A 27,000-nucleotide genomic window follows, 5' to 3' on the forward strand; every position below is an offset into this window, starting at 1 on the left:
GCGAGACTCTGTAATGTCTTATCAAACTTGGTGCAAAATGTAATATGAAAACGGTGTAAAATGCACAATCAAACTGGTGCAAAATGTAAGATGCGATGATGCAGAGGCATGATTCTGGCTTTAAATCAACGATATTAGGCAAGTTTAATAATTTAGTAATTGCTGATACGAAATAAGAATTTAGTTCGTTTACGCAACAATCATTGTGCGGCATTACTGCGAATAATTTAGAGGCAGCGTGCTAGAAATGATGTATCGGATATGCCGGATTTTATATGGTTTATCAACATCTCTTAGATTCCAATGAAGCGTGAGTGCAGAGAACTCGGCTTATTGCGGCTTGAGAAATGAGTGACGCTTGAGAAGATGGCGAGATGACGCCGGAAGGCGATGAGGGGAAGTCGATTATGACGATGAACGATATGGATTCGGCTGACAACAACGTTGGTGCGGATGATGCAATGGGCCGAGAAGCTGCGGAAAGCGATAGGGGAAACGTGAGTGACCGTGAAAATTTAGGTAAAGTCGCGAAAGAGGAAACCGGCATGGAGGCGGTGGCCGAAGACATCGAGAAGACGGTGAACAGCAGCGACGACGAGGACGCTGTTGAGGGCGATTCCGGGCTTGAAGACATCTTTGGAGATTTGGATGAATCCGATTCCGAGGAATACCGGCGCGTGGCCGAAGCGGTGGCTTCGATTGGCGACGGCAGCGGTGGCGGCGATTACGGCGACGGCGGCGATGTGGCCGGTTCCGGCGCTCGCGGTGACCATCGGGCCAAGGTCCACGACCGATTGACCCATTACATGCCATTGGACACCGCCGATATCGAACGCGATTGGGATACGCCGGTGGTTGATGCGGGCATCGCGGCGAAAGCCAGCATTATCGCACGAGTCGGGTTGCTGGATTTGCGCGCGGGAACCGGAAGCTTCCGTATTCATGAGCTGATGCATCGTATCGGATATCCGCTTGGCGTCCACGTTCGCGCGAACATCAATCTTACCGACATGGACGTGTCGTGCAGCGACGGTGTCAGCAGGATCACGCAGGTTGTCGATTTGCCGACAACTGGAGTCAATACTGAGCGCATTTGGCTGCTTGAGCATTTTGCGGACTGGTTCAGCGTCAATATCGGCGAGCCGGGAACCACCTATCATGCCCAGCCTGCGGTTTCGGCCGAAATGGTGCAACAGCTCGACAACCCGGATGCCCAGCGTTCTCTACTGTCGGCTACGCAAAAGGCCCACCGTGAGCTTGAAAAGCGTAAACGTGTCCACGAAAAGGCCGTCAAGCGTGCCAAAAAGCGTGGCTTCCGTCCGCCAAAAGGCCAGTATGCCAAGCATTTCGAGCATATCGGCAAGACGCGCGAGGACGTCGCCGCCGAGCAGGCTGCGGCCGCAGAGACTCAAGCCAAGGCCGATGCCGCGCTGGCTCAAAGCCAGGTCGGCGGTCAGTCGCAGGGCGATGCGGCACAGGTGCAAGGTCAGGTTGGTAATCAGTCTCACGTTAATACGGCGATTTCGAAGTCGGCGGTTCGAGACGACAAGTTTACGGTGAGTGACGGCAAAAGAGGCAATTCCGGTCGCGTTTTCAATGATTCCGCGAATGTCAGTAAAACCAAAGTATCCGATAATTCCGCTGGCACTGATGGCGGCAATATCCTCAATGGGAATTCCGCTAGTGCTGATGTCGGTAATGGCGAAAATGGAAACGTCGGCTATGTAAGTAATATAAATGTCAACGCTGCAAATCCTCCTGCTGCGACAAAATCGACGAATTCCCAATCCCAAGCCAAATCGAAAGCCTCTGCTACTGCAAAAGCCAGTCGCGGCATCACCGTCCGGCAAGCACATGAGCGCCTGAGCCTCATTCAGCACCGCAAGCCGCTATACGCGCCATGGTTCTCGGGCCTCGCGTCGGCTGTGGCGTGCGCGTGCTTCGTTTTCCTGCTTGGTGGCGGCCCGTTCGACATGATCGGTGCGTTCGTGGGCGCGGGCATCGGCCACTGGGTTCGTCGGCGGCTTTTCATCTACCATTTGAACCAGTTCTTCGTCACGTTCGTAGCCGTTGCGGTGGCTGCGTTCGCCTGCATCGGGACGTTGCGTCTGATTGGGTTCTTTGACCCTGTCGCGCTTCGACACGACACGGCCTACATCGGCGCAATGCTCTTCGTCATCCCCGGATTCCCGCTGATTACCGGCGGCCTTGACATCGCGAAAATGGATCTGCCCAGCGGCATCCAGCGTTTGGTCTACACCATGGCGATCATCCTGATGGCCACGCTCGCCGGATGGATGGTGGCGGCCATCGTCCACCTCAATCCGCAGGGCTTCGAACCCCTCGGCCTCAATCCGTGGGTCAATACCGCTCTGCGCGCGCTCTGCGCGTTCGGCGGGGTCTGGGGCTTCTCGGTCCTCTTCAATTCGCCGCAACGCATGTGCTTCACGGCAGCTTTCATCGGCGCCATCACCGACACCCTGCGCCTGACGATCGTTGATATGGGCATGCCGCCAGAAGCTGCCGCGTTCTTGGGTGCGATGCTCGCCGGCCTGCTCGCTTCGGCTTGGCGCTCGTCGGTGCGCCACGGCTTTCTCCCGCCCTATCTCGGCTACCCACGCATCTGCCTGACCGTCCCGGCCATCGTCATCATGGTGCCCGGCCTCTATATGTACCGCGCGATGTTCTACCTCGGCCAGTTCGACACCCTCAACGCGTTGGACTGGGCCTTCCGCGCTTTCATGGTCATCCTCTGCCTGCCCATCGGCCTGGCGATGGCCCGCGTCATCACCGACAAGTCCTGGCGCTACGACGTGTGAGGCCGGCCGTTGGTTCCGTACAATGGTGAATACAATGATGCTTTGACTCAATGAATGAGAGGAGAGTGCGCGGATATGGGCCCATTGTTATCGCAATCCGGTTGGCTGCTCAGCGGATTCTCGTCTGTTGTCAATGGTTATGTGGCCAATCGTCCTATGGCCTACGAGGGCCGCGATTCTCCGCCTCCCGGTTCCAATCTCGCTCAGCCGGATTTCTTCCCGATCGACGGCAAGGAATGGGACATGTTTTGGACTACCTGGACCGTGATGGTGGTGGTTCTGTTCATCTACATTTGCTGTGAGTGCTATGTGGAGAGAAAGGAAATCCGTCGTCTGCAATATGGCAGGTTTTCGTTCTTTGCGCAGTTGTTCCGTCGGGCGATGCTGAGTTATGCATACTCGTTTGGTGTGCTGGAGTTTGCGGCAGTGATTATCGTCGGGATGTGGAAGAAGTCGAGCTCGGGAATGGGCTTCCTTCAAGGGGCGATATATTGCGGCATAACACTTGGTATCGGTTGCTGGATATTCGGCAAAGTGCCGGATACCAGCGGCATAAAGCCCGGGCGACACAGTTCGTAGAACGGTGAAACAAGGTTCCGTTGGTGCCGGTTAAAAAGATTGCCGCATTGGCCCTCGGATTCATCAAAAGGTCGGGCGATACGACGTATGAGGCTGATTGAGTACCATATACAATGAAGTTTAATTTTTATCGGTAATTCATTTGACGAGGAATGGGCATGGCCATGAATCTACTTGTGTTGGGGCTCGGCAAGTTGCTTTGTGGATTATCCTCTGTTCCCTACGTTTATGCCAAGTTTCTTGCTACCAACATGGCTCCGCCGATAGGTTCTAATTTCGCCAATTTGGATTTTATCCCGTGGAATATCATAGAGTGGATAGCATCTTGGAACACCGCCATTATCGTGGTGGTGGTTCTCCTCGTTTACATTTATCAGGAGTGGCGGAGGCAAAAAGACTGGATTCATAGTCTGAAGCCCTCTGATCAATCTGTTTTCTTCGCCAGGATGTGCAGGCAAGCGATGCTGCATTACGCGCACACTTTCGGTGTTGGGGGAATGGTAGTTGTGATTGGCGTTGGGATGTCCCCGAAGACAAGTCTGGGGATGGGTTTCATTCAAGGAGCGGTATATTGCGGCATCACCCTTGGCATTGTTTGTTGGATATTCGGCAAAGTGGGAAAAGTTTCGGGTAACGGGAATAACGGGAACAACGTGAATCACCGGAATTATCCTTATAACCCGAATGGCTACAATAACAGGAATAATCCGAATTACCCCAATAATGCTAATTATCCGAATAACCCGGGGAATCTGAATTACCCCGATTACCCCATTAACGCAAACTATCCCAGTCGTTCGTATAATCTCAATTATCCCGATTATCGGAATTATCCGACTACCCCGAATAACTCAGGCAACCCGAATTCCCCTAATTATCCGAGCAGCCCGAATTACCCAAGTAGCCCTAACGGCAATAATCCGAATAATCCGAATAATCCCAACAACCCCAACAACCCCAACAACCCGAATACCGGCCGGGGTAATTCGCAGAATGGCTGATTGTCGCGATGGCGACGAGAACGGCGACAGCAACCACAACAATCCTGTTTCTGCGCCGGTGCGGACTTCTGTGTCTCTTATGGCTAAGTATATGTCGTTAAATTATCGAGTTGAGAAAGCTTCGTTTTGATTTTCGATTCGCGCTCATTCTTATTGTCAAGATGGGTAGAAATGTGTTTCGTCTTTTTTCAGTGGCAGAACTTCAATAACGTTTATAGAAATTCTAAGAATTCTTAATAAGATTCATAGAATATGCTTTAAAATTCTTAGAATCTTTGTAAGATTTAAATTCGCAAGAATCGAATTTGATAAAGTACATGTAAAATTTGATAAACTTTTATAAATTTGATAAATTGATAATAAGAATTTGATAAATTTGAGCAAAGGATTGTCGTGATAGAAATCGAATTGCAAAGTTTGGTCAAAAAAATCCAAAAAGCAAAAGCTGAATCATCAACGATTGAGCTTAAAGCCGCAAGATCTGGCTGTCCGACGCATCTTTATGACACGTTATCGAGTTTTTCAAATCAGGATGCTGGTGGGACTATCGTCTTTGGAATCGATGAGAAGGAAGATTATGCGGTCTGTGGTGTCTATGATGCGCAAGATTTGCAAAAACGTGTCACTGAGCAATGCAATCAGATGCGGCCTAAAGTCCGCGCGGTTTTTACCCTTTGTAATATTGGTGACAAAACAGTTGTCAGTGCTGAAATTCCCTCGCTCGATGTCTCTGAGCGCCCATGTTTTTATGCAAGTAAGGGACGTTACAAAGGTTCGTATGTCCGTGTAGGCGACGCCGATGAGCCGATGGATGAGAATGAGATTTACGGTTATGAGGCGTTCCGCAAGAAGTATGAAGACGAATTGCGTCCGGTTGAAAGAGCTGGGATAGAGGATTTTTCGACCGTAAAATTGATGGAATATAAAGCGAAACTGGTTGAAGGCAGACCAAATCTGGCGAAGCTTGATAATTCCCGAATTCTTGATCTCATGGGGATGACTGAAGATGGGGTGCCGACACTCGCTGGCATGTTGGTATTGGGAGAATACCCTCAGGCTTTCTTACCTCAGCTTGACATTATTGCGACTACGTTGCCAGGAACTGAAATTGGAGAGGTTGGGGTTTCTGGCGAACGTTTTGTTGATAATCAGAGGATTGATGGCACGCTTGACCAGCAACTGCAAGGGGCAATGGATTTTGTGCGGAAAAATATAAAGGTATCCGTCACAATCACCAAAGAAGGACAACGGGTTGATCGGCCACAATATCCGTTGGATGCTGTTCGTGAGTTGATTCTCAATGCTCTAGTTCATAGGGATTACAGCATCCATACCCAAGGTATGCCAATCCAGTTGCAGATTTTTGCCGATCGTTTGGTTGTCACTAATCCTGGAGGCTTGTACGGGCGTATGACGGTGGATAAACTCGGAAAAGCGCAACCGGACACCAGAAACCCGGTTATCGCGAATACGATGGAAATTATGGGATTAACGGAGAACCGTTATTCCGGAATCCCAGCTGTTCGTTACTTGACCGAAGCTGCCGGTTTGCCGGCTCCGGAATTTGAAAGCAAGAATGGTGAGTTTCGAGCGATTCTGAGATTGTCGAAGAACGAGGATCTGGCAAGAAACCTTAGTCGTAGAGGAACAGGGGTTTTTGACCTTCCGAAAGGAATAGGCACTTCTTCATATTTGGACACTCAGAATGGTGGTTTTATGACCGCAGTGCAGCGATTGCAAGAAAAGGATTCTCATCGTAATCCCGAAGCAATACTTGAATATTGTCATATACCGCGTACTCGTAAGGAACTTTCGGGATTTGTCGGTTTGGGCAGTGGGTATACCATGCAACGATATGTGAATCCGCTGGTACGCGAGGGCAAGTTGACGTTGGGGATTCCCGGGAAACCGAACAGTAGCAAGCAGACCTATCGGACTGTCGAATAGCAAAAGCAGGATAAAAGTGGGTGCGAGACTCCAAGATTTTATGGCAATGAATCAGGTTTTATTGCGAATGTGACGGTAATCAGCCCAAATTCGTCGCGATTGCAATGAATGATTGCGGATGCGACACAATGAGGACTATATCCGTCATATTTGCAAAGTGGGATTGTGTTTGCGACGCGGATGAAGTGCTAGGCGTCGCAAACACAATGGACTTAGTACTTCATGCCCATGGCTTCGCGAACCTGGTCGAGGGTTTCCTCGGCGATTTCGTTGGCGCGGCGGTTGCCGTCGTGGATGATGTCGCGGATGGTTTCCATGTCTTGGGCCAGCTCGGCGCGGCGCTCGCGGTGCGGGGCCAAGAATTCGTTGACGGACTTGATGACGTACTGTTTCAAGGCTCCGGCCCCGGCGTCGCCGATTTCCTCGGCGATATCCTTCGGGTCGCGGTTGGTAACCAAACCGGCGGTGGTCAGCAGCGCCGAAACCTGAGGACGGTTGACCGGATCAAATGTAATACGGCGTTCGGAATCGGTTGGGCTCTTCTTGATGAGCTTGGCGGTCTCCTCCGCGGTGGCGCCGAGCATGATGGAGTTGCCATAGGACTTGCTCATTTTGCGGCCGTCGAGCCCCGGAATCTCGGGCGCATCGGAAAGAATGGCCGTCGGCTCGGGGAAGACGGGATTCTTCTTGGCGTAACGTTCGTTGAAGCGGCGTGCGATGGTGCGTGTGATCTCGACGTGCGGCAGGTTGTCCTTGCCGATCGGCACGACGTTGGCCTTGCAGAAGAGGATGTCGCAGGCCTGATGGACGGGGTAGGTCAGCAAAAGCCCGGTCAGCGCGTGGCCGCTCGCCTCGGCCTCGGCTTTGACGGTCGGGTTGCGCAGCAATTCGGCTTCGGTGACCAAAGACAAGAACGGCAGCATCAGCTGGTTTTCGCAGGGAATCGCGGAATGCGCGAAAATCATGGTCTTGTTCGGGTCGATGCCGGCGGCGAGATAGTCCAGAACCATGTTCAGCGTGTTGTCCTGGATGTGCTCGGTGGTGTCGCGGTCGGTGATGACCTGGTAGTCGGCGATGAGCACGTTGGTGTGCACGCCTTTGTTCTGCATCGCGACACGCTCGCGGATCGAGCCGAAATAGTGGCCGAGGTGCAGGCGTCCGGTCGGACGGTCGCCGGTGAGCATGGTGAACTTGCCTGGGTTCTTCTCAAGTTTCGCCAAAACCGCGTCAGAACGCTTCTTCGCCTCGACAAAGCTCGCACTTATCTCGTTGCCTGCCGCAGTGACCTGTTCGTTTTCCGCGCCGTTTTGTATGTCCGCCATGACCTGCCCTTAATGTCTGGAAACGTTGAAAATCTTGTTTTTATGGTAAAAGTCTGAGCCGACAATGAAACGTGACGGATTGGGTGGTATCCTACATATTGATGGATTAATGCAAATACAGGATATTCAGGGGGTCAAATGGGCCGCGGACGTCAGAAGGCTAAACAAAAGAAAATGGCCCGTAAGCTGAAGTATTTGACAACCGATACCGATTATGACGAGCTGGCAAAGGAGCTTGGCGCGCAGGAACCGGGCAGTGGAGCGGCGGATCCGTTCACTGAGGTTGAGAAGGAATATTCACGGGCTCATGGCAGGTCCGATGAAGACACGAATACCGACGTTGTAGACGAGCATGAGGATTCGCCGGTCGCCGACGATGATTTGGACGACTATGCCAAGTGGGCCGCGGAAGCTGCGGCAAAAGCGGCTGGTGGCGACAGCGCAAAGCCCGCGTCCGCTTCCAGCGCTAGCACCAAAAAAGCGCCGATGCCCAAGCCGCATAAGCCGATTCACATGCCTATTCCCAGCGCCCTGCGCAAGCCCAAGCCTAAAGCCAGCGAGGCCTGAAAGCAGAGCTGAAACAGCAACAGTAGGCTTGGTATTTCCGCGTGACCAAATTTTCGTTGGCGCGCGGATCTTTTTGTATTCGAGAGACTTTAGCGACTTCGACGAAATCTGGGACGAGCAATATCGGGAATATCAGGATATCCTCTTATCGGTTTCGTTCAGCCTCTTATTGGCCCTGTAGCATCTCTGCAATTCGCTGATGGCTAAGTGCTGTAACTTCCGTTGCGGGGGCGATTGCACGCGGGTTTGACTGTGATTGCAACCATTCGATGAAGCGTCATAAGTATTCACGATATCTTTTGAAATTTTTTTCTTAGATTGACGCAGCCGCAGCGTTTAGACTTGAACCACAACTGGGGTACGACACCAGTCATTTCTCTCCTGAATCCAGCGAAACCGAGCCAATCCAAGCGAAGTGAAGCACAATGAAATCGAGTTGATGACGAACGGGTGGTGGGCGTCGCGCTCTGAAGGGGTATATGTGGCAGATTGGTGTGGATGCGCCGGTTCTGCGACGATAAACGATAAGGAAAGAATCGAGGAGGGCACATGGTGCTTTCAAAATCCAGGAAAAAGGTAACGGTTGGCTTGCTGGCAACAGTGGCCGCATTGGGCATCGCGCTTTCGGGCTGCGGTGGCACCAGTTCCGTGCCGGCCAATAGCCCGTCAGCGCAGGCCACGGGCAAGCCGCTCGATACCAAGGCCTACGACAAGCTCGTGAATTCCGGCGAGGTGGCGAGCGGCTCCACCGTCAATGCCAACAAGTGGGCCAAAGCTGTCAAGGAGCAGGGCGTGCTGAAAGTCGGCGGTGTGAAGTCCTCGGCGTTGTTCTCGCTGCAAAGCCCTGACGACAACAAGGTGCGTGGTTTCGACGCAGGCCTCTCCCAGTTGCTTGCCCGCTACATCCTGGGTGACGCGAAGACCTCGGTGAGTGTGGTTGACTCCTCCACTCGTGAGGCCGTTTTACAAAACGGCACCGTCAACACGGTTTTCGCCACGTATTCGATCAATCCGGCGCGCCAGCAGAAGATCGATTTCGCCGGTCCCTATCTCACCAGCCAGCAGGCGATTCTCGTCAAGTCCACCAACAAGACCATCAATTCCGCCTCCGACCTGGCGGGCAAGAAGGTTGGCGTGCAGGCTGGTTCCACCGGCCCGGCCGTCGTCAAGAAGTTCGCGCCCAAGGCCAACGCGCAGGAGTTCCAGACCGACGCCGAGCTCGTGCAGGCCCTCAAGCAGGGCCGTATCGACGCCTACGTGGTCGACGAGTCGCTCGTGCTCGGCGACATTGCCAAGGACCCACAGGCCTTGAAGCTCGCCGGCAAGCCCTTCGGCGACAAGGACGAGTATGGTATCGGCCTGCCCAAGGGATCTGACGGTGCCGAATTCGTCAACGCCTGGCTCAAGAAGATCGAGGCTGATGGCACATGGGCCAAGCTCTGGAAACTCACCGTTGGCGATCGTACCGGCGTTACCAAGGTGCCGACGCCTCCCGCCATCACCAAGGAGTGAGCAAGGGTTCGTGCGTGCGTAGGCACATAATAGGGTAAACGGCTGGATGCGCGAGAGCGTGCGCGCAAACCGACGCATCGTGAACAGGGATGGTGAAGAAGGGCGGATATGGCCACACATCAATCGTTATGGGGGTCGCTGGTTTACCTCCTCGCCCACTATGGCTGGCAGTATGTCTCCAGTTACGGGGTCGCGCTGCGCATCGGCGTGCTCTCGTTCCTTGGTGGCCTGGCGCTCGCGTTCGTGCTCACCATGCTGCGTGTCAGCCCCATTCCCCCGCTGCGCGCCGCAGTCTCGTTCTATGTCGAGGTCTTCCGTAACATCCCGGTGCTTGCGCTCCTTATTTTCATTGTCTTCGCGTTGCCTGAGGTCGGGCTGGTGATCGACTACGAGCCCAGCGTTATCGTTACGCTCATCCTCGTGGCTTCGGCGTTCGGCTGCGACGCCCTGCGTAGCGGCATCAACGCCATCGACCCGGGCCAGGTGGAGGCCGCCCGGTCGCTTGGCCTCACGTTCTTCGACATCGTCAGTTCCATCATCATGCCGCAGGCGCTGCGCACGGTGGTGCAGCCGATGGTTACTCTCTTCATCTCGGTGATTGTCAGCTCCTCGATCGGCGCGATGGTGCCGCTGGCCCACACCGAGCTCACGGGCCTGGTCAACCAGATCAACACCAAAGACGCGCTCGGCATCCCCACCTTCTTCGTCGCCGCGCTGTTCTATGTGTGCACGGGCTTGGTGATCGCCGGGTTTGGCCGGTTCCTCGAGAAGAAGGTGGCGCTATGTCGGTGAAATCGAGATCGTTAAGTCCCACCGAGGCCGCGCTGTTTGAGGTTGGCGGGCCGCGTACCAAGCGTCGCATCGCCGTGGGTACCGCCGTGGCCGTCGCCGTGCTGCTGGCGTTGCTCGCGTGGGTGGTTTATCGGTTGTATATCAATGGGCAATTCGCGCCCATGTATTGGAGCCTTTTCGGCGACCCGAAGGTCTGGGGATTCCTCGGAATGGGCCTCATCGGTACATTGCGTGCGGCGTTTGGTGCAGGCGCGATCGGGCTGGTGTGCGGCCTGGTGCTGATGTTCGGGCGCATGTCCGGCGTTGCGCCGATTCGCTGGCTTTGCACCGCCGTCATCGAGTTCGTGCGCGGAACCCCGACCCTGCTCTTCATTTACTTCTTCTTCCTTGTGCCGGCGCAGTTCGGCATCCATATGAGCACCTACTGGATGGTCGTCATTCCCGTGGCCAGCTACGCCTCCGCCGTGCTCGCCGAGGTCTTCCGCTCGGGCGTCGAGGCTGTGCCGATCGGGCAGAAGGAGGCCGCACTTTCGCTGGGCCTCACCCGCTGGCAGATGTACCAGTCCGTCGTCCTGCCGCAGATGTTCCGCATCGTGGTGCCGACCATGGTCGCCCAGCTCGTTGTGGTCGTCAAGGACACGACCTTCGGCTACGTGGTCACCTACCCCGAGATGATGCAGAACACGAAGGTGCTCATCGCCAACTACAACAGCTTGCTGCCGGTCTATTTGGTGACGTCCATTATCTATGTGCTTATCAATTATGCGATTTCGTGGTTCGCGCGCTGGCTTTCCGACCGGCTTGGCCTCGATTTTGAGGTCTGATGCTTGAAGTTGTGGACGCTTTTGGGTTGTAGTCAAAAAATGGACACTCGATTTTCAATCTAGTGGTAACAGTGCGGTTAAATCGTCGCGCTCGCCCACCGCAGTGACCCGGCCGGCGTCCTTCTCTTCGGCCCATGAGGTCAGGCCGCACGCCAAGCGCAACCATACGTCAGGGTCGAGTTCGATGACGTCGGGTGGGGTGAGATTATGCGGGTCCGAAGCCGGCCCGTCTAGGATTTTCACCGCTCCCCAAGGTGCCACGCGGACTTCGACGCCGGGGCCGGGAGCCTTGTTTTCCAAAAGATAGAGCGAATACCGCACGGCCATCGCCCAAGTGTTGCGCGGCAGGCCGTCTGGTGAAAACGTGAGTCTCGCCTCAAGCGGTTCTCCGCGATGCGTGTCCGCCGCTTTGCGCCACTGGTCCAGCGCCGCCATGCCCTTCGAAATATCCTGTTCCCGTATCGCTGCCATAGCGTCATCGTCCCTCGCGTTATGGACGGAAGGAAATGAAAGGCAATGGCAATACTCGGTCGGTCGCTTTTCTCTTGTCCTGCACCTTGTGGACGGAAGAAGATGAAAGGCAATACCTGGTCGGTCGTTTTTCCCGTCCCCCACCTTGTGGACGGAACGGCGTGAATGGCAATAGCCAGTCAGTTGTTTCCCATGTCTCTTTTTGTGGACGGAGGTAGGCATAACAAAACCGCCGCACTAGCGCCAAGGCAATGCGACGGTTCTGGATAATAAAATAAATAAAGGTCAGTCGGTAGCGGCTTCCGAACCCTCTTCGGGCTTCGAATCGGCTTCCTTATCAAGACCCAAATCGACTGGCGAAGAGCTGTTTTCCCACGGCTCTTCCCACGGATCATAGTCGGGGTTCTGCTGCTTGTACATATAGAGACCGACGACTGCAGCGAGCAGACCGCCGAAGAGCAGCGCAAAGAACTTCCAACCGTTAGAAGACTTGTTCTCCATGACGGCTCCTTTCTTAAGTGCCGGCTTGCGCGTCCAAGCCAACGTTGCTTCTATCCTAGCCGATGTTCTGTGACAATTGAGTGGAAAGCCTGAAGAAAACCAAAAAGTTCAAGGTTTATTGATATGGGAATCAAGGTTTTTGAAGGTGTGGCTTTGCGATGGATTATATAAAAGACTGGAAAATAATATATCCTATAAAGACAAAAGCGAGATGGCTGAATCTGCCGTAATGGTTCTGGAAAAGTATTGAAAGGCGAAAAGCGTTGGAAATACAGGGAAAGTGTAAGACGCCGCAATCGGTTTTGTACCTGTCAATCGATAAAATGCAACAATGACCAATGAGAACAGCGACCTTCAGCTTGTGTATCGAAAACTACGATACCAATGGAAGTCCAACGGACCGGTGTTTACGTGGACAATCGTTGTCATCTGCGTGGTGGTGTGGCTTGTAGAAGTGCTCTGTAAACTAGCTTCTACGCAGGATTACAATACCATGCTTTACGATTGGTCGTTCATCCCAGGTTTGGCGCTTTTGAAGCCTTGGACGTGGCTGACGTCGATGTTCATGCACGCCCCCAATGTGCTGCACGTGCTCTGCAATATGCTCACGTTGATCGCCATAGGGCCGTATTTGGAGGGGCTGCTCGGGCATTGGTGTTTCCTCGGGGTCTATATGGTTTGCGGGCTTGGCGCGGCCGACGGCATGATTGTATCCAGCTATTTCACCCATGATTGGGCTACGGGCGGGTACGGTGCTTCCGGTGGCCTGTTCGGTCTTTTTGCGGTTTTGCTTTTGGTTTTCAGGCGTACGCATACCGACATCCGTGCGATGCTGGTGTGCATCGCCATCAATTTCGCGATGCCGCTGTTCATCCCGGGTGTGGGGTGGCAGGCTCATGTCGGCGGGTTTGTGGTCGGCCTGGTGCTGGGCTGGTTGCTGCTTGACGGGATTCCCGCACTGCGTCGCCGTCCGTTGTGGGTGCGCACGCTGGTTTACGGGTTGATTCTTGCGGTGCTGCTGGTGGCTTTGGCGGTGGTGCTGACGCCGTCGTGGGTGATCAGGCTAGAGCAAGCTGGGCAACAGCTCAACCTGCCGTAAACGCGTACGCCCGGCCTAGCCGGTAGCTGTAGGCGTCAGTTAGGCGTTTTCCTGACGTTGGTGTTGAAAAGTGCACTTTAGCGTGGGTGTGGTGCGCTTTTTGGCGGTGCCGTCAAAAACGTGCGTTTTGGCTGGGGTGTGGTGCGCTTTTTTGACGGTGGTGTGCAAAAGGTGCGTTTTAGTGTGGATAGGGTGCATTTTTCTGACGGTGCCGTCAAAAACGTGCGTTTGGGCGAAGGTAAAGTGCACTTTTCCGACAGTGGTGTTGAAAAGGTGCGTTTTGGCTGGGGTAAAGTGCACCTTTTTGACGTAATACACGAAAGGTGCAACCTGAACATGGCCAGATTGCACCTTGCTGACGCGGGATGGTTGTCGGATAGGGGATTTCCTGTCTGTTTATCCCTTACTTATCCGCGCGATGCTGGCGCAGAACGGACTCGACCAGCTGCGAGTAGAGGTCGGACAGGCTGTAACCGGCGGCGATGGCGGCCTGCGGGAGTTGCGAGGTCGCGGTCATGCCGGGGGCCACGTTCGATTCGAGGAACTGCGGGGTGCCGGACTCGTCGACGATGAAGTCGGTGCGGGAGATGTCTCGCAGGCTCAGCGTATTGTGCGCGGTCAAAGCCGCTTCTTGAGCCGCCTCGAGAACGTCTTCCGGCAGACGCGCGGGGACGTAGAAATCCGTGGGGCCGGGGGTCACGCGGGCTTCGTAATCGTAGTCGCCGTCGGGCGTGGCCACTTCCAGCGGCGGCAGGACGAGCGGTTCCCCGTCGATTTCCAGCACGGATACGGAAATTTCGGTGCCGGTGACGGCCTGCTCCACCAACGCGACGTCGCTGTACGCAAAGCTCTTCACCATCGCTTGCGGCAGCTCTGACGCCTTGTCGACGCGGGTGCAGCCCATCGCGGATCCGCCTTGGGTCGGCTTGACGAAAAGCGGCAACTTGAGTGAGGAAACCAGCAAATCGACCACTTTCTTCGCACCGAGCTCGCGGAACGTCGATTCGGGCAGCGCGACCGAAACCGGGGTTGAAAGCCCGCCGAGCTTGCGCACCACGTTCTTGGCGATGGGCTTGCTCCAGGCGGTGCGCGAGGCCTTCGCGCGCGAGCCGATATACGGTAGTCCTTCCATTTCGAGGATGTCGCGGATCGAGCCGTCCTCGCCGTTGGCGCCGTGCAGCAGTGGCCAGACGATGTCGGGGCGGGTTTTGGGGTCGCTCAGGTACGGCAGCAGCTCGCTGTCCATATCGTGCGTGGCGACGTTCCAGCCGGCCTCTTCAAGGTAGCCGCCGACGCGATGACCGCTGGAAAGCGAGACGTCGCGCTCGTGGCTCATGCCGCCGCAGATGACGAGCACCTTGGTGGCGGCGCGGTCGATGGGAGCGTGGTCTTTTATTGTGGCTGCGTGCTTCGTGGCTTTGATGTGCTTTGCCATAATGGAATGCTCCTTCAGTCTTTCTTATCCGTCTTATTTGTGGTGGTGCGACTGTCGTGACGCGCGTCCGCGTCGGCCGATGCGGTGCCGAAGAGTTCGGCGGTCTTGAGCTCGTTGTTCATCACGCCCGCGAGACGCTTGATGCCCAGCGTGATCTTGTCCGGCGTCGGATAGCAGAACGAAAGGCGCATGTGGTGCGTGCCGCTGCCGTCGAGATAGAAGCCGGTGCCGGCCACGTAGGCGACTTTCGCGGTGATGGCGCGAGGCAGCATTTCCTTGGAATTCAAGCCCTCAGGAATCTTCAGCCAGATGTAGAAGCCGCCCTTGGGCTTGTTCCACGAGCAGTACGGCAAGTACTCGCGCAGCGCCGCGTCCATGGTGTCGCAACGTTCCTTGTACATGCCGCGGTACTGGCTGATCTGATGCTTCCAGTCGAAGTTGTCGAGGTAGGTGGTGATGGTCATCTGGCTCATGTTCGGCGGGCAGAGGATCGACGCCTCGTTGGCCAGAATGAGCTTCTTGCGGATTCCCGGAGGCGCCACGATCCACGCGATGCGCATGCCCGGCGCGATGATCTTGGAGAAGCTGGAAAGGTAGACCACGTTCTCGGCGTCCATCGAACGCAGCGCGGGGTAGGTCTGGCCGTCGAAACCGAGCAGGCCGTAAGGATTATCCTCCACGATAAGCACGTGGTATTTGCGCGCGATCTCGATGATGCGCGGACGGCGCTCGACACTCATCGTCACGCCGGCGGGGTTGTGGAAATTGGGCACGGTATAGAGGAACTTGACCTTTTTGCCGGACGCAAGCTGGGCCTTGATGGTCTCCTCGAACGATTCGGGGATGAGCCCGTCCTTGTCGGTCTGCGCGTTGACCACGTCGACCTGGAAGGACGAGAAGACGCCGAGTGCGCCCACGTAGTTCGGGGCTTCGGCAATCACCACATCCCCCGGGTCGCACATGATGCGTGTGACCAGATCGATGGCGTTCTGCGAACCGTTGGAAATCACCACGTCGTCGGGCTGCACGTCCGTGATGCCCTCAAGCTCCATGATTTGCAGCACGTCCTCGCGCAGATGCGGGTCGCCCTGCGCCGAGCCGTACTGCCAGGCCACATCGCCCTTATCGACGAGCATCTTGGCGATAAGCTGCGAAAGCTCCTTGAACGGCAGGTATTCCAGATACGGCATGCCGCCGGCCAGCGAAACGACGTCCGGACGCGAGGCGGTGGCGAACAAGGCCCGGATCTCGGAGGCACGCATATTGTCGGCACGGGCCGCGTAGGAGCCGTACCACGGGTCGTTCTTGAAGACCTTGGACTCCGTGGTTTTCGCGCCCGATGCCGTTGAACCTGTTGCCTTCGTGCCGTTGACTTCCGACGCGCTTGGTATCTGTGCCGTTTTCCCTGCTTGTTTCCGCGCTTTGGCGTCTTCGGCTTTGGCGGCGGTGGCGTCGTTCCCGGCGTTCGCCGCATTCGCGCTCGCATTCAAACCGCTGCCTTTCCCCTCGTTCGGTTTTCCGGAAATGTTCTTGGTCTCAGACATCAACCATCCCTTTCTTCGGTTGCGGCCCCGCTTCAAACGAGCTCCGCTTTCCAAACAGATTTCGCGCGTTTAAACAATATAGAAGCAGACTTTAGTCGCCATCGCTCGCCGCGTAAACACCCGCGAAAAACCGGCACCGCTTCAACACGCTTCCGGCGGTTCGTATAGCGTATCTTTGTTTAGGCGTTAATGAAGATGTTAAGCAAAAAAGGTTGGCGTATCAGCGTAACTACAATCCCTTATTGCAGTGGTACTGGGGGGAATTGGGTTGTGCCCGTCAATGAGCACGAGACGAATGATTGGATTCGGGTCTTAAACTGAACTATGGTCGGCCTTTTGGTTCAGATAAGCCATGGCATCTGCTGCGTTGGTAAACGTCGGTGAGTCGTCGGGCACTTTCCCGCCGGCTCTTTCCTGTGCGTATCGCATGGCTTTGGTGGTTGCTTGGTTCGGGTTGAACGATGCGGAGGGCCGTAGGCAGAAAGCAATCTCCTGGTCTTCGACGAATTTCTGAGTCATGACTGTGGATGCCTCCGTTATTGCTTCTCATGCCGTCTGTATGCCGGTTGAGCGTGTGCCGTTGAGATATGTGGCTATCGCCTTGCGTATGAAGGCGCTAATGCCTAGGTTCTCGCGTTTGGCCTGCTGCCGTACACTTTTGTCCAAAGTCTCTGTGAGGTAGGTCTTACGCATGACGGTGGCTTTTTCACGTGGGCTGTCAACCAAAGGGCGACCGGCAAAGATGTCATTGAGGTCGTCCATGGTGATTTCCCGGTGGGGATGAAGTACCGGACCGATTGTCTCGGGCGTCGTTTGCGCGTAGCTGTCTGAGATTTCTTCCCATTTGGTCTTATTGTTTTGTGGGCTCTTAGTCATTGTTTCCTCTTTCGTGCTCTGCGAAGCGGCTTATCCATTCCGGACGACAATCCATGGCGTGGAACACCTTTCGTGTTCGCGCGGAAACCAGAATCTCCACACGACGCTCCTCGGATTCGTCCGGGTAACCGAGCATCGCCATGACCCGATCCCCTGGATTGCGTGAAGACACTTCGAACATGGCGACAGGATGGCGGAACACGTAGTCGATTTGCGGCTGTGTGAGCCAGTGCTTGTACGCTGAATCCTCACATTCAATCATGATTAATATAGTACCATATTTTGGGACTTAATTTAAAAATACTGAAATTCAAATGATGTATCACGGATGCGAGCCTTTAGAACAGCTGGACGTGGTTGATGTAGAGGGAGTGGTTGGGCAGGGAGTCCATCGGCACCCAGAGCAGGAAGTCCTGCGACTTGACGGGCTTCTGCAGCTTGACCTCGGTGGTGCCGCTCTGGTCGAACGTGAACTGCGCGACCTGCTGGCCGGCGTTCGGGTCCTGCGTGGTGTTGGCGATGAGATAGCCCGTGCCGCCGGAAGTGCGGATCTGGACCACGAATCGGGTGACGTCCGCGGGCTGGCTCACATGCATGTAATACGCTAGGCCGTTCTGTCCGGCTGGCTGGCGGTAGAATTCCTGCTTGTCGATGGTCAGCGGGGTGTTGTTCACCGGGATCGATGGCGCTGGCACGGCGTTGGCGATCTTGTCGGCGGTTATCAGTTTCGAACCGGAGCCGGAGCCGGCTTCCGACTTGGAAGAAGACCCGCCGGACGCGCCGTTTGAAGAGTCGGTCGAAGAACCGCCGTTCTGCTTGCCGGAGGTGTCGGAGTTGCCGGAATTACCCGAGCCCTGATCCTCGCTGTTGGCGCCGTTGCCCTGCGCGCCGAACGGCACCTTGTTGAGGTTCATGTTCGGCCACGGGTCGGAGCTGGATTGCTGGTAGCTGCCGTTGCCTTTGTTGTTGTGGTCGGTCAGCACGTACGCGGCGACGCCTGCAGCCGCGAGAATCAGCACGATGACGGCGATGATGGCCACGACTTTGGTGGTGAGCTTGCCGAGCAACGGGGTGTCGGCGATGTCGTCGCCGGTCGGGTTGGCGGATTGCTGCTGGGTCTGCTGCTGAGGGGTGAAGCTCGGCGGGGTGATGACCGGGTTGGCCGCGTCGATGGCCTCTTGTTCGGCCTGAAGCGCCTGAGCCGATTCATGCCCTGGTTCGATGAAATTCCCGTTGGCGTCGAGCAGCGGAATGCGGCCCGTCGCCTCGGTGCGGTTGCCGGGAGTGGTGTCGTGCGGCGCAGCGGGGTTGCCCTTCATGGCGAAGTCGAATTGCATCGTCGGGTTGGTGGTCTGCACCGTGTTCTGGTCGAAATCCGGGAAAATGGAATCGTCGGCGGTCGAATCGAAGGATTTGAAAGCGTCCGCCATTTCCGCTGCGGCCAGATCGTGCAGATCCATGCGCGGGGCTGCGGCGTTGGTCAAATCGTCGGAAGGCTTGGGCTGATTGCTGCCGGACTTGCCGCGCTGACGCCACCATTTTGAGGATTTGTCTTGAGCGGGTTCGCCCGGATTCGTGCCCTGCGCCCCGGCGGGGTTGCCCTTGGCGTTATTGGCTGCGGCAGCGCCCGAAGGCATGGGAAGGGCTGAAGCGGTTGACGCGCCTGGCGCGGTGCGTTTGTTCGGCGACGGTGCCGTACCATGTTGCGACGATGCCGTCTTTGAAGCGGTCGCTGCGTTGCGAGAAGCAGTGTTGCCAGAAGCGGGGTTGGCGTTCGCGGTTCCGGCAACACCCGCACGTCCGGAGGCTTTCGTTTGGTTCGGGGAACCGGCCTTTACCGGTTTTGCACCAGGCCGGCCTGCAGCGGCGGCGGGAACCGCGGAAGCCCTGGAAGCCCCGGCATTCGAGGCCGCTGCCCCCGTTTGCTTTTGTGCCGCATTGGCCAGAGCGCCGGCCCCCGCAGCGGTGGCAGCGCCCTTCGCTGCGGCCGATTCCGCGGCGCTCGCGGCCTGACGCGCACGGAACTGCAGCTGGTTGGTCGAAAGGTTCTGCGGGAAATCAAGCAGATTGCCCGGCCGTGCCCTGCGCACCGCAAGCCTCAAAACGGAAGCCTCGCCGTCGGAATTCGGCCGTCTCACCTCGCTTGGGGGAAGTTCCGCCAAAGGCTTGACCGCACCGAGCAATGCGACAAGCTCGGCTAGGGAGACCATCGAAAGGGTCGGGCTTCCGTCCACATCGGTAATGGGCAGCCCGCGTTCGCAGATGATGCGCAGTTCCTCCGGAGTGTCTTCCGGAATGGCGGAAAGGTCGAAATCCTTGATTTCCGAAGTCCATTCGCCGGTGAGCATGGCGTAAAGCAGCAGGGCAAGTTCGTTGACCGCGAGCATTTCCGGCTGCAAATGTTGCGTTTTGGGGTTGCTGACGAACATCGCTTCAAGCGGGGCATCGGCGATCTGAACGCCTTTTGAGGTGATGCGCACGATGTCGGTGCTCAGGGCCTTCATCTTCAGGTCGTCGCGCAGCAGCGTTTCCATGCCGTCGGCGGCCTCGGCGATGATGGAGCGCATGGCTTCGTAGCCAAGTCTGCGCGAGCCGTGGCCGATGAAATTATTAAGCGAAAGCCCTTGGTCGAGACGGGTGATGAGCACGGGAATCTCGCCGACGTGCTGCATCTGGATGACCTGCGTGAAATGCGGGTTGCGCGAGAGGGTGAGCGTCGACGCGATTGCCTCGAAGCTGGGAATCGCGGCCTTGTCGGTGACGATGAAAAGCTGGCAGTCGCGCGCGAGAATGCGGTCGTTGGCCTTCCACGCCTCAAGCCCGGGTATGCTACGCAGCGGCGACACCAACGTATATCTGCTGATGACGATATCTCCCAGCTGTGGCTTCATAATGTCCTCGACCCTACCCGCAAACGAATGTAAAAAATATCAGGCGACAAATCGCCCCTTTTATTCTATCCATGGCCGTAGCCGGGGTGAAATTTTTTGTGGCAAGGTTTCGTGTCGATTTGGCGGAAAACTCGCGGTTTGTAGTGCATCGGATTTTTGCGTTATGCCAGATTTCTGCCGGCTCAGCGCGCGCGGTGACGGGCGGTCTTGGAAATTTCCTCTTTCAAGGTTATTTTGTAGTTTTCGGCCATCGACGGCAGACCGAGCGACTCTGCGGTAAGCCAGGCAAATTTATCGGCTGAGGCCGAAAGCCTGGTGTCTGATTCGGCGGGGGTTGGGGGTTCGGCGTTGCCGTCTCCGTCTCCGGCTTCGGAGGTTTCGGCTTCGGAGGTTTCGGCGTCGGCCTTGGCCTCGGCGTGGCGTGCCGGCACGTTCGCGGAGCCGAAAAGCGGCTTGATCTGGGAGGCGGGGCGCTCGTTGTAAGAGCCATCGCCGGAATTGATGGGTTCGATGGGAAGGGAGGGAAGCTCCGTCCCGTCTGCGTCCCTTGATGTTGAACGTGCGGAAATGGAAGAGAACGTCAGATCGTCCGATATCCTGAAATCCAGCAAGGGGTTTTGGTTTTCGGCTTCCACAGTATCGGCCGAGGCCCCGGCGTTTGGTAACGTTGGCGCAGCTTCGGGAAGACCGCTCGTTTCCTCGCCGATTGACGGATTGACGCGCAGGATATCGCCATCCGTTGAACCGGTGCTCAACGGATGGTCATCCGACTGGCCAACGCCCAATGAAATGCTCTTCAAAGGGTTGAAACCTATCGGATTATAATGACGTGCGCGGCCTACGCCGAAAGGAAATTTGTCTTCCAAAATCTAGAAGCCCTTCTTTTCGGTATCTGGGGAATCGACGTTCGTGGTGGGCATACCCCCTACTGTAGCGCCACGGGGCGCAACAGGCGAATCGTTGATCCTTGTTTCTTGCAACATTTCGGGCTTCCCTGTTTGGTTCGTGCCCCAATTATTCGCATTATTCGTTTGTGATAAGTCGGAATTGTTTGAATTGTTTGAATTGTCTGAATTATCCGAATCGTCGGAATTGTCTGGATTATCCGAATCGTTCGTTTCGTCCGTTTGCGGCACATCCGGTTCGTCCGGTACGCCGAAATTGCCGGGAATGCCCGCGTCTTCGATTTCCTCCGTACGCGCGAAGTTGCGCTCGGCCGGCGTGAGGTTGGCTGAGGTGGCGTCGGAGGAGGTGAGGTTGGCTGAGGTGGCGTCGGAGGAGGTGAGGTCGGCCGAGCCGGCGTCGGAGGAGGTGAGGTTGGCTGGGCCGGCGTCGGATTGGGTGCCGTTGATGATTTGGCTGAAGCCGTCGGCGGTGTGCGCGCTGCTTCGGACAGACCGTGTGGTGCCGTTGCCGCTGGCGTTCCGGTTGCCGTTATCGCTGACGTTCCGGTTGGCATTGCCGCTGGTGTTGGTGCCGCCGTTGTCGTTGCTGTCATTGGCAGTGCTGCCGCTACCGTTATCGTTGCCGTTTCCATTACCATTATCGTTTACGCGACCGCGAGCGTCAGCCCCGCCAGGGAGTTTGATGCCGAATTTGCCGGCAAGCGAGCGGGCGATGGGCATCAATTCGTGCGTACGCAGCACCCACAGCGTACCCACGTAAAGCAGGATGATGACGATGGCCAGCACGCAGCAGACGCCAACGGCCTGGAACCAGTTCATGTGCCCGCCGCGCACGCCCGAGCCCGGCTCGATGTCCGAATGGAACAGCGCGTAGACCGGGTAGCGCAGCAACAGCCCGCCGGCGATGGCGATCAGCGTGGCGATGATGCCCTTGGTGTAGGTCGCGGTGATGCGCTTGCCGTCGATATTGCCATCGAAACGTTTGCGGATCATCACCAGCAGCGTCGGGAACGAGAGAATATAGCCGGCCGCGCTTGAGAACGCGAGCAATGAGGCCCAGTTCGAAGGCGAGATGAAGAGGCAGCCGACCAGCAGAATGCCGATTTGTATGACGTTTTGGATGACGACGAACAGGAATGGATGGTAGCCGTCCTCGAAGCCGTAGAACGTGCGCTGGATGAGCAGGTAGGCCGAGGAAATCGGCAGGCTCAGCGAGAGCAGACTCATCGGTGCTGCCATCAGCACGGCTTCCTTGACGCTGACGCTGGGAAGCAGGGCCAGCGCAATCGGCGTGGGCATCACGACGAAGGCGACGGTGAAGAAGCACATCATCAGCCATACGTTGCGCAGGGATTCGCTGAGGTCGCCGCGCGCGGCGTCGATGTTGCGGTCGGCGATGGCCTGCGCGATTTTGGGGAAAACGGCCGTGGCCACGGAGACGGCAATCAGCGAATACGGCAGGATGTAAATGGTGTACGCGTTCTGGTACGAGGCGTTGCCGGCGACGTCGAACTGGCTCAAGTGCTGCGCTGCGGCGGCTTTCCCGGGGATGCTGGTGAGCACGCGGGTATTGACGATGTTCGAGATCTGCCCGGCCACGACGATGCCGAGGCTCCATGCCGCCACGGAACCCATCGAGCGCAGGCCGATGCCGCGTATCCCCCAGCTCGGGCGGTAATGAATGCCGATGCGGAAGAGCGGAACGAACAGAATCAGCGCCTGGAAGGCCACGCCGAGCGTCCACGTTCCGGCGGTCAGCGCCATTTTGCCGGCGGTCCAGTAGCCGAGCGGCTGGTGGCTTGAGCGGCCGAACACGAAGATGAACACCGTGAAACCGATGCAGCTGATGACGTTGGCGCCCACCGAGCTCCACGCGTAGGTGCCGAAATGGTCTTTCGCCGCCAAAATCTGGCCGATGACCGTGTAAAGCCCGTAGAAGAAGATCTGCGGGACGCACCAGAAGGTGAAGGAGGTGGAAAGCGCGAGCATATCCGGACCGGCGTGCACGTAAAGCCGCACCAGAAGCGGGGTGAGCGCCGCGACGAGCGCGGTGACCCCGGCGAGCAAAACGATGGCGAAGGTGATGAGCTTGTTGAGCCGGTCTTCGGCGTCCTTGGCCTTGAGCGTCCGTACGATCTGCGGAACAAGCACGGCGTTGAAGATGCCGCCGGAAACGAGCGTGAAGATGACCTGCGGAATGGTTGAGCCGGCCTGATAGGCGTTCGCCGCCAGCCCGGTGGTACCAAGAGCGGCGGCAAGCAAGATGGTGCGAATCTGACCGGTGACGCGGCTCGCGGCCGTGCCCACGGCCATAACCATCGAATTATGACCTACAGAAGAACTCATTCGTCAGGATCTTTCTTACGGTTAAATTGGCGCCACAGGCCGAGCGCGCCGAGGACCAGCGCGATGGCAATGAAAATCATGCCGCTCATGTCGCTCAAACGCAAGGTGCTGGTGATGCGTGTCGATTGCGGGGTGGAGAAGTCGTCTCCCCTGCGGTCGGTGAGCGCGAGGTGCGCGGTGGCCGTGCCGGAGGTCGAAACGCGCACATTGAACGTGGTCTGGGCTTCGCTGCGGGCGGGGATGGAAAGCGTCACGAAACGTGTCGTAACAATTTCCATCGAATCGGAAAGCGAAGAGACTTTCACCGTGACCGGGTAAGGGTGGTTGTTGCTCACCGTCACCGGCATTTTCGCCGACTCGCTTAAGACGGTGATGGATTCCGAAGGGGTGATTTTGATGCCGTCCATCAGTTGGGCGGCGAGGTTCTGGGCGCTCGCGCCCATGCGTTTGGCAACGGTGTTGTTGCTGGAAAGCGCGTGCAGGGCGATGGAGTTTTGCATCGAGGCGATGGCGGCGATCCAGTCGCAGCCGTTCTTCGAGCGTTTCGCCGTGGTGTCGGCATCTTGGCGGGCGAGGGATTGCGCGTCGCCGGTGTCTGTTTTGCCGCCGTTGGCATCGTTGGAGTTGCCGGTGAGTGGGTTGTTGCCGTTGTTTCCGTTGCCGCCGTTGGTATTCGAAGACGAGGAGGAAGAAGTGTTTCCGGAATTATTTGTATTACTTGATTTGTCGGAACCGCTGGTTTTGGAGGAGTTTCCGGACTGGCCTGAAGCCGAGGCGCTTCCTGCGCTCGAGCTTGACCCTGACCCTGACCCTGAACCTGTGGCCGAGCCGGAACTGGAACTGGCTCCCGCCCCCGATTTGGCGCTCGATGAGCCGTTTTGCCCGCCTTGCGTTTTCGATGCTCCGGAATTACTTGAATCGCTGGAATTCCCCGACGAGGACGAATTGGAGGATGAATCGGACGGTGAATTGGAAGACGAATCGGAAGAAGATTCATCGAGAATAGATGATTTGAACCGGTCGATGTCGTTTTTGCTTGCCGTGAGCGTGGCAAGCGTCTGCCGGATATTCTTCAACGTGGAAGCGCGGATGTTGGGCGAATCGGGAACCAGCGTGGTGGCCTTTTCCGCGGAAAGATAGGCTTTGGCCTGGTCGAGATCGCCCATATTGCTCAGCTTGAGCCACGGCGCCTGCTCCACAGTCTGCATCAAAGTATCCGCGTCCATCGCGTTGCTTTCGGAATTCGCGGTTTCGTTGTCGAAGCAGATCAGCAGGTTGCGCGTGGCGTAGGGGCTTTCCATCTGGTAGAAGGCGCTTTGGGCCATGAAGCGCGCGAGCCGGCCGGCGGGGCTTGATTCCCCGTCCACGGTTTTGTCGGTCGCCTTGCCTTGCGCCAGGCGGCTCAGCTCGTCCTGCCCGGTGAGCACGGTGACGTCGCCGGCCGGAGTGTGCACGATGTATTTGCCGGTGCGGATGGTGGAATTGGTGTTGCTGTCGCCAGCGCCCGTCGCATCCGGCGCGATGACGGTGGAATACCCCTGTGCTCTGGCCGTTTCCAGCGAGGCCATTGTCCACTGCCCGCGCCCCGGCCAGGCGTAAGCCGGCGCATTGGCGTTGCCGTCGCCCAAGGCGTCGCGGTATTCCTTGAGCCCCGTTTCCGCGTTCCAGTCTTTGGCTGCAATCCCGGCTTTTTCGTAAGCGCTGCCGTCGTTGATGGCGGAATACGCGGTGATATCGAAATCGCCGGACTGCATGATTCCGCTGGATTTCGGCGGTACGGGAAGGCTTTGCGCCAGCGTCGGATCGGTGATCACCTGCAGGCCGGGATGCTTGTTGACCAGCTGCTCGGCGGCCTGCGAAAGCCTGTGGGTATTGACGATTTTGCTGGTATCGTTCTCCCCCGCGGTCATGAATTGTGCGAGTTTTTCGCCGTCAATCTGCCAGCCGTCGCTCGTGAGCGGCAGGGCGATGGTGATATCCATCGGCGGTGTGCCTGCCGTTTTGAGGCCGTCGGTGGAACGCGTCAGGAAGGTGTGGGTGGTATTGAAATAGTTGTTCCCCGATTTTGAGGAAGTGTTGCCGTTGCCCGTCGTATCCCGAACGAACGAATAATCGATACGCACCGGTTTCGGCCCCCACGAAAGCATGTTTTTCAGGCTCGGCTGGTCCGGGTTCGCGTCGATGGTGACGCTGGTTTTCTCGCCTTTTGCGATTGTCGGGACGCTGGCCTGCCCGATTTGGTTGGGCACCTGGATCCGCGAATTTCCCTGCGCCCACTGCTGCAGGTCCGAACGCGAGGCGAAGGTGTAATAATCGTTGACGGCCACGCTCAATGTGCCCGCCGGCAGCGCGTCGTCACTCAGGTTTTTGATGGCCACGCTCAGGTGGTAGCCGGAATTCGAGGTGACCACAGGGGTTGAGGCGGCAACGGTGACTTCGGCTTCTTTTTCCGCGCCGTCGGTGTCCTGCACGCTGGGGGCCGAGTTGTCTTGGGAACTGTTGCCGGTGCTGTTTTGCGTTGAACGCCTTGAGGAAGATGATGAATTATTTGAGGAGCGCGGCGTCGTGGTCGTCTGCAGGTTCGGTGTTTGCCCTTTTAATGTTCCGTTTGGCTGCGATGGAGCCGGTTGGCTTGGAACGGCTGGTTTTGCCGGTTCCGTATTGGTATCGTCGTTTGGCGTGGAAGGCGAGGCGGGGGTTTGCGACGTGCCGGTATCGCCGGGTTCCGAAGTGCTGCCGGAAGGTGGGGTCGTTTCTGCCGGGTCTGCGGCGAATGCGGTATTCGGCGAGAAAACGAGGGCGGACGCGCAAAGCAAGGCTATGGCGGACGAAACAATCGCCGAAATCCGATTGCGGATCAGCGATTGCCTGTGTTGCGCATCGGCGCGTGCGACGCAGGTGTGCGAGCGTTTCAACCTTCTGCCTGCCTGTTCAGTTTCTTGGCGTAAAGCCACGCGATTTTACGTTCGTTAGGATAGCTCAGCACGCGGTCAAGGTCATCGAAATCCACCCAGATTGCGTCTTCCGCTTCATGGTCGGGGTCGCCTTCCACGGTCAGGCTGCCGCCGATTTGACGTAATGCAAAGTGATGGACCAGCTTGTGGACGCGCTCGGACTGGCCGGTGAACCAATAGTCGATGGTGGCGATGGAATCGATGACTTCGCCCAAAATCCCGGTTTCCTCGTGTACCTCGCGTACGGCGGTCTCTTCCGGCGTCTCCCCTTTTTCGATATGACCTTTCGGCAGGCACCATTCGAGGTGTCCGCTGCGGGAATGGCGTGCGATCAGCGCGACACGGTTATGGGTATCGAAAATCAAGCCGCCGGCTGAATATTCGCGTGCCACGGGCAGTTCCTGGGCGTCGAGCGTCGCGAATTTCATCGGCCCGTGGGTGGCGCGATGGTGCGGCATCATCTTCGGTGTCGGTGCCCCGTCCGGCTCGATGAAGCGGACGATATGCCCTTCGGACTCGGAAGTATAAAGGAGTTTGTCTTGCCTGTCCTCGTTTTGGGCATGGTCGCCCGAGGCGTTGGCCATCATGCGGGCCAGGTCTGCGGGCGTAATCATA

At 56.9% G+C, this 27,000-nt stretch carries 22 protein-coding genes; 9 read left to right on the forward strand and 13 right to left on the reverse strand.

The window, feature by feature from the left end; all coding sequences use genetic code 11:
• Positions 1-806: 806 nt before the first annotated feature.
• The 4 genes from OZX67_RS00240 to OZX67_RS00255 all read left to right on the forward strand — a co-directional run bounded on the left by OZX67_RS00240 (position 807) and on the right by OZX67_RS00255 (position 6,346).
• Positions 807-2,819 (forward strand): threonine/serine exporter family protein, encoded by a 2,013-nt coding sequence (locus tag OZX67_RS00240; RefSeq protein WP_277145092.1) that lies wholly within the window; start codon positions 807-809, stop codon positions 2,817-2,819.
• 75 nt (positions 2,820-2,894) lie between these two features.
• Entirely contained in the window at positions 2,895-3,398 is a 504-nt protein-coding gene (locus tag OZX67_RS00245; protein WP_277143042.1) for a hypothetical protein, read from the forward strand.
• Between the two features lie 158 nt (positions 3,399-3,556).
• Positions 3,557-4,399 carry a hypothetical protein gene (locus OZX67_RS00250; protein WP_277143044.1) on the forward strand — a complete coding sequence of 281 codons (843 nt, stop codon included), beginning with the start codon at positions 3,557-3,559 and terminating at the stop codon, positions 4,397-4,399.
• A 393-nt stretch (positions 4,400-4,792) separates the two neighbouring features.
• Positions 4,793-6,346, forward strand: coding sequence for an ATP-binding protein (locus OZX67_RS00255; protein ID WP_277143046.1), 1,554 nt, complete (start codon positions 4,793-4,795; stop codon positions 6,344-6,346).
• A gap of 212 nt (positions 6,347-6,558) precedes the next feature.
• Here the strand turns inward: OZX67_RS00255 and trpS are convergent, their stop codons facing one another.
• A complete protein-coding gene (gene trpS, locus OZX67_RS00260; protein ID WP_277143048.1) occupies positions 6,559-7,668 on the reverse strand; it encodes a tryptophan--tRNA ligase in 1,110 nt (369 codons plus the stop codon).
• Positions 7,669-7,806: 138 nt separating this feature from the next.
• On the opposite strand from trpS, the gene OZX67_RS00265 reads away from it, so the two are divergent.
• The 4 genes from OZX67_RS00265 (at position 7,807) to OZX67_RS00280 (ending at position 11,363) form a co-directional block, all read left to right on the forward strand.
• Positions 7,807-8,235: a DUF3073 domain-containing protein gene (locus OZX67_RS00265; RefSeq protein ID WP_277143051.1), complete on the forward strand. Its 429-nt coding sequence runs from the start codon at positions 7,807-7,809 to the stop codon at positions 8,233-8,235.
• A gap of 549 nt (positions 8,236-8,784) precedes the next feature.
• A complete protein-coding gene (locus OZX67_RS00270; RefSeq protein ID WP_277143053.1) occupies positions 8,785-9,747 on the forward strand; it encodes a glutamate ABC transporter substrate-binding protein in 963 nt (320 codons plus the stop codon).
• Between the two features lie 108 nt (positions 9,748-9,855).
• Positions 9,856-10,539 (forward strand): amino acid ABC transporter permease, encoded by a 684-nt coding sequence (locus tag OZX67_RS00275; protein WP_277143054.1) that lies wholly within the window; start codon positions 9,856-9,858, stop codon positions 10,537-10,539.
• Entirely contained in the window at positions 10,530-11,363 is an 834-nt protein-coding gene (locus OZX67_RS00280) for an amino acid ABC transporter permease (RefSeq protein ID WP_277143057.1), read from the forward strand. The genes OZX67_RS00275 and OZX67_RS00280 overlap by 10 nt, the downstream gene beginning before the upstream one ends.
• Positions 11,364-11,417: 54 nt before the next feature.
• Here OZX67_RS00280 and OZX67_RS00285 read toward each other — a convergent pair whose 3' ends face one another.
• Positions 11,418-11,834, reverse strand: coding sequence for a sterol carrier family protein (locus OZX67_RS00285; RefSeq protein ID WP_277143059.1), 417 nt, complete (start codon positions 11,832-11,834; stop codon positions 11,418-11,420).
• Between the two features lie 285 nt (positions 11,835-12,119).
• Entirely contained in the window at positions 12,120-12,335 is a 216-nt protein-coding gene (locus OZX67_RS00290) for a hypothetical protein (RefSeq protein ID WP_277143061.1), read from the reverse strand.
• 331 nt (positions 12,336-12,666) lie between these two features.
• Between OZX67_RS00290 and OZX67_RS00295 the strand changes: the two genes are divergently transcribed.
• Complete coding sequence (locus OZX67_RS00295) at positions 12,667-13,434, forward strand: rhomboid family intramembrane serine protease (RefSeq protein ID WP_277143064.1); 768 nt, start codon at positions 12,667-12,669, stop codon at positions 13,432-13,434.
• Between the two features lie 403 nt (positions 13,435-13,837).
• Here OZX67_RS00295 and OZX67_RS00300 read toward each other — a convergent pair whose 3' ends face one another.
• The 10 genes from OZX67_RS00300 to OZX67_RS00345 all read right to left on the reverse strand — a co-directional run bounded on the left by OZX67_RS00300 (position 13,838) and on the right by OZX67_RS00345 (position 26,999).
• Positions 13,838-14,869 carry a D-alanine--D-alanine ligase gene (locus OZX67_RS00300; RefSeq protein WP_277143066.1) on the reverse strand — a complete coding sequence of 344 codons (1,032 nt, stop codon included), beginning with the start codon at positions 14,867-14,869 and terminating at the stop codon, positions 13,838-13,840.
• Positions 14,870-14,883: 14 nt separating this feature from the next.
• Positions 14,884-16,413 carry a PLP-dependent aminotransferase family protein gene (locus OZX67_RS00305; protein ID WP_277143068.1) on the reverse strand — a complete coding sequence of 510 codons (1,530 nt, stop codon included), beginning with the start codon at positions 16,411-16,413 and terminating at the stop codon, positions 14,884-14,886.
• Positions 16,414-16,725: 312 nt separating this feature from the next.
• A complete protein-coding gene (locus tag OZX67_RS00310) occupies positions 16,726-16,932 on the reverse strand; it encodes a hypothetical protein (protein WP_277143070.1) in 207 nt (68 codons plus the stop codon).
• 27 nt (positions 16,933-16,959) lie between these two features.
• Positions 16,960-17,289: a hypothetical protein gene (locus tag OZX67_RS00315; RefSeq protein WP_277143072.1), complete on the reverse strand. Its 330-nt coding sequence runs from the start codon at positions 17,287-17,289 to the stop codon at positions 16,960-16,962.
• The gene (locus OZX67_RS00320; RefSeq protein ID WP_277143074.1) at positions 17,282-17,551 is read right to left on the reverse strand and encodes a hypothetical protein; all 270 of its coding nucleotides are present in this window, start codon (positions 17,549-17,551) and stop codon (positions 17,282-17,284) included. The genes OZX67_RS00315 and OZX67_RS00320 overlap by 8 nt, the downstream gene beginning before the upstream one ends.
• 76 nt (positions 17,552-17,627) lie before the next feature.
• Positions 17,628-20,180, reverse strand: a complete 2,553-nt coding sequence (locus OZX67_RS00325) for a hypothetical protein (RefSeq protein ID WP_277143077.1) — start codon at positions 20,178-20,180, stop codon at positions 17,628-17,630.
• A 182-nt stretch (positions 20,181-20,362) separates the two neighbouring features.
• Positions 20,363-20,980, reverse strand: a complete 618-nt coding sequence (locus OZX67_RS00330) for a hypothetical protein (protein WP_277143079.1) — start codon at positions 20,978-20,980, stop codon at positions 20,363-20,365.
• 69 nt (positions 20,981-21,049) lie between these two features.
• Positions 21,050-23,431 (reverse strand): murein biosynthesis integral membrane protein MurJ, encoded by a 2,382-nt coding sequence (gene murJ / locus OZX67_RS00335; protein ID WP_277143081.1) that lies wholly within the window; start codon positions 23,429-23,431, stop codon positions 21,050-21,052.
• Positions 23,428-26,385, reverse strand: a complete 2,958-nt coding sequence (locus OZX67_RS00340; RefSeq protein ID WP_277143084.1) for a DUF6049 family protein — start codon at positions 26,383-26,385, stop codon at positions 23,428-23,430. Before OZX67_RS00340 ends, murJ begins: the two co-directional genes overlap by 4 nt.
• Positions 26,343-26,999, reverse strand: a complete 657-nt coding sequence (locus OZX67_RS00345) for an NUDIX hydrolase (protein ID WP_277143086.1) — start codon at positions 26,997-26,999, stop codon at positions 26,343-26,345. The genes OZX67_RS00340 and OZX67_RS00345 overlap by 43 nt, the downstream gene beginning before the upstream one ends.
• Between the last annotated feature and the right edge of the window lies 1 nt (position 27,000).

This window comes from Bifidobacterium sp. ESL0728, assembly GCF_029392015.1.
In the GTDB taxonomy this organism is placed as follows: Bacteria; Actinomycetota; Actinomycetes; order Actinomycetales; family Bifidobacteriaceae; genus Bifidobacterium.

What these genes read in the sequence shown, in the direction of transcription:
- OZX67_RS00240 (WP_277145092.1), top strand. Translation starts at nt 807, where the DNA reads ATGCCATTGGACACCGCCGATATCGAACGCGATTGGGATACGCCGGTG.
- OZX67_RS00245 (WP_277143042.1), top strand. Translation starts at nt 2,895, where the DNA reads ATGGGCCCATTGTTATCGCAATCCGGTTGGCTGCTCAGCGGATTCTCG.
- OZX67_RS00250 (WP_277143044.1), top strand. Translation starts at nt 3,557, where the DNA reads ATGGCCATGAATCTACTTGTGTTGGGGCTCGGCAAGTTGCTTTGTGGA.
- trpS (WP_277143048.1), bottom strand. Translation starts at nt 7,668, where the DNA reads ATGGCGGACATACAAAACGGCGCGGAAAACGAACAGGTCACTGCGGCA.
- OZX67_RS00265 (WP_277143051.1), top strand. Translation starts at nt 7,807, where the DNA reads ATGGGCCGCGGACGTCAGAAGGCTAAACAAAAGAAAATGGCCCGTAAG.
- OZX67_RS00270 (WP_277143053.1), top strand. Translation starts at nt 8,785, where the DNA reads ATGGTGCTTTCAAAATCCAGGAAAAAGGTAACGGTTGGCTTGCTGGCA.
- OZX67_RS00275 (WP_277143054.1), top strand. Translation starts at nt 9,856, where the DNA reads ATGGCCACACATCAATCGTTATGGGGGTCGCTGGTTTACCTCCTCGCC.
- OZX67_RS00280 (WP_277143057.1), top strand. Translation starts at nt 10,530, where the DNA reads ATGTCGGTGAAATCGAGATCGTTAAGTCCCACCGAGGCCGCGCTGTTT.
- OZX67_RS00285 (WP_277143059.1), bottom strand. Translation starts at nt 11,834, where the DNA reads ATGGCAGCGATACGGGAACAGGATATTTCGAAGGGCATGGCGGCGCTG.
- OZX67_RS00290 (WP_277143061.1), bottom strand. Translation starts at nt 12,335, where the DNA reads ATGGAGAACAAGTCTTCTAACGGTTGGAAGTTCTTTGCGCTGCTCTTC.
- OZX67_RS00295 (WP_277143064.1), top strand. Translation starts at nt 12,667, where the DNA reads ATGACCAATGAGAACAGCGACCTTCAGCTTGTGTATCGAAAACTACGA.
- OZX67_RS00300 (WP_277143066.1), bottom strand. Translation starts at nt 14,869, where the DNA reads ATGGCAAAGCACATCAAAGCCACGAAGCACGCAGCCACAATAAAAGAC.
- OZX67_RS00305 (WP_277143068.1), bottom strand. Translation starts at nt 16,413, where the DNA reads ATGTCTGAGACCAAGAACATTTCCGGAAAACCGAACGAGGGGAAAGGC.
- OZX67_RS00310 (WP_277143070.1), bottom strand. Translation starts at nt 16,932, where the DNA reads ATGACTCAGAAATTCGTCGAAGACCAGGAGATTGCTTTCTGCCTACGG.
- OZX67_RS00315 (WP_277143072.1), bottom strand. Translation starts at nt 17,289, where the DNA reads ATGACTAAGAGCCCACAAAACAATAAGACCAAATGGGAAGAAATCTCA.
- OZX67_RS00320 (WP_277143074.1), bottom strand. Translation starts at nt 17,551, where the DNA reads ATGATTGAATGTGAGGATTCAGCGTACAAGCACTGGCTCACACAGCCG.
- OZX67_RS00325 (WP_277143077.1), bottom strand. Translation starts at nt 20,180, where the DNA reads ATGAAGCCACAGCTGGGAGATATCGTCATCAGCAGATATACGTTGGTG.
- murJ (WP_277143081.1), bottom strand. Translation starts at nt 23,431, where the DNA reads ATGAGTTCTTCTGTAGGTCATAATTCGATGGTTATGGCCGTGGGCACG.
- OZX67_RS00345 (WP_277143086.1), bottom strand. Translation starts at nt 26,999, where the DNA reads ATGATTACGCCCGCAGACCTGGCCCGCATGATGGCCAACGCCTCGGGC.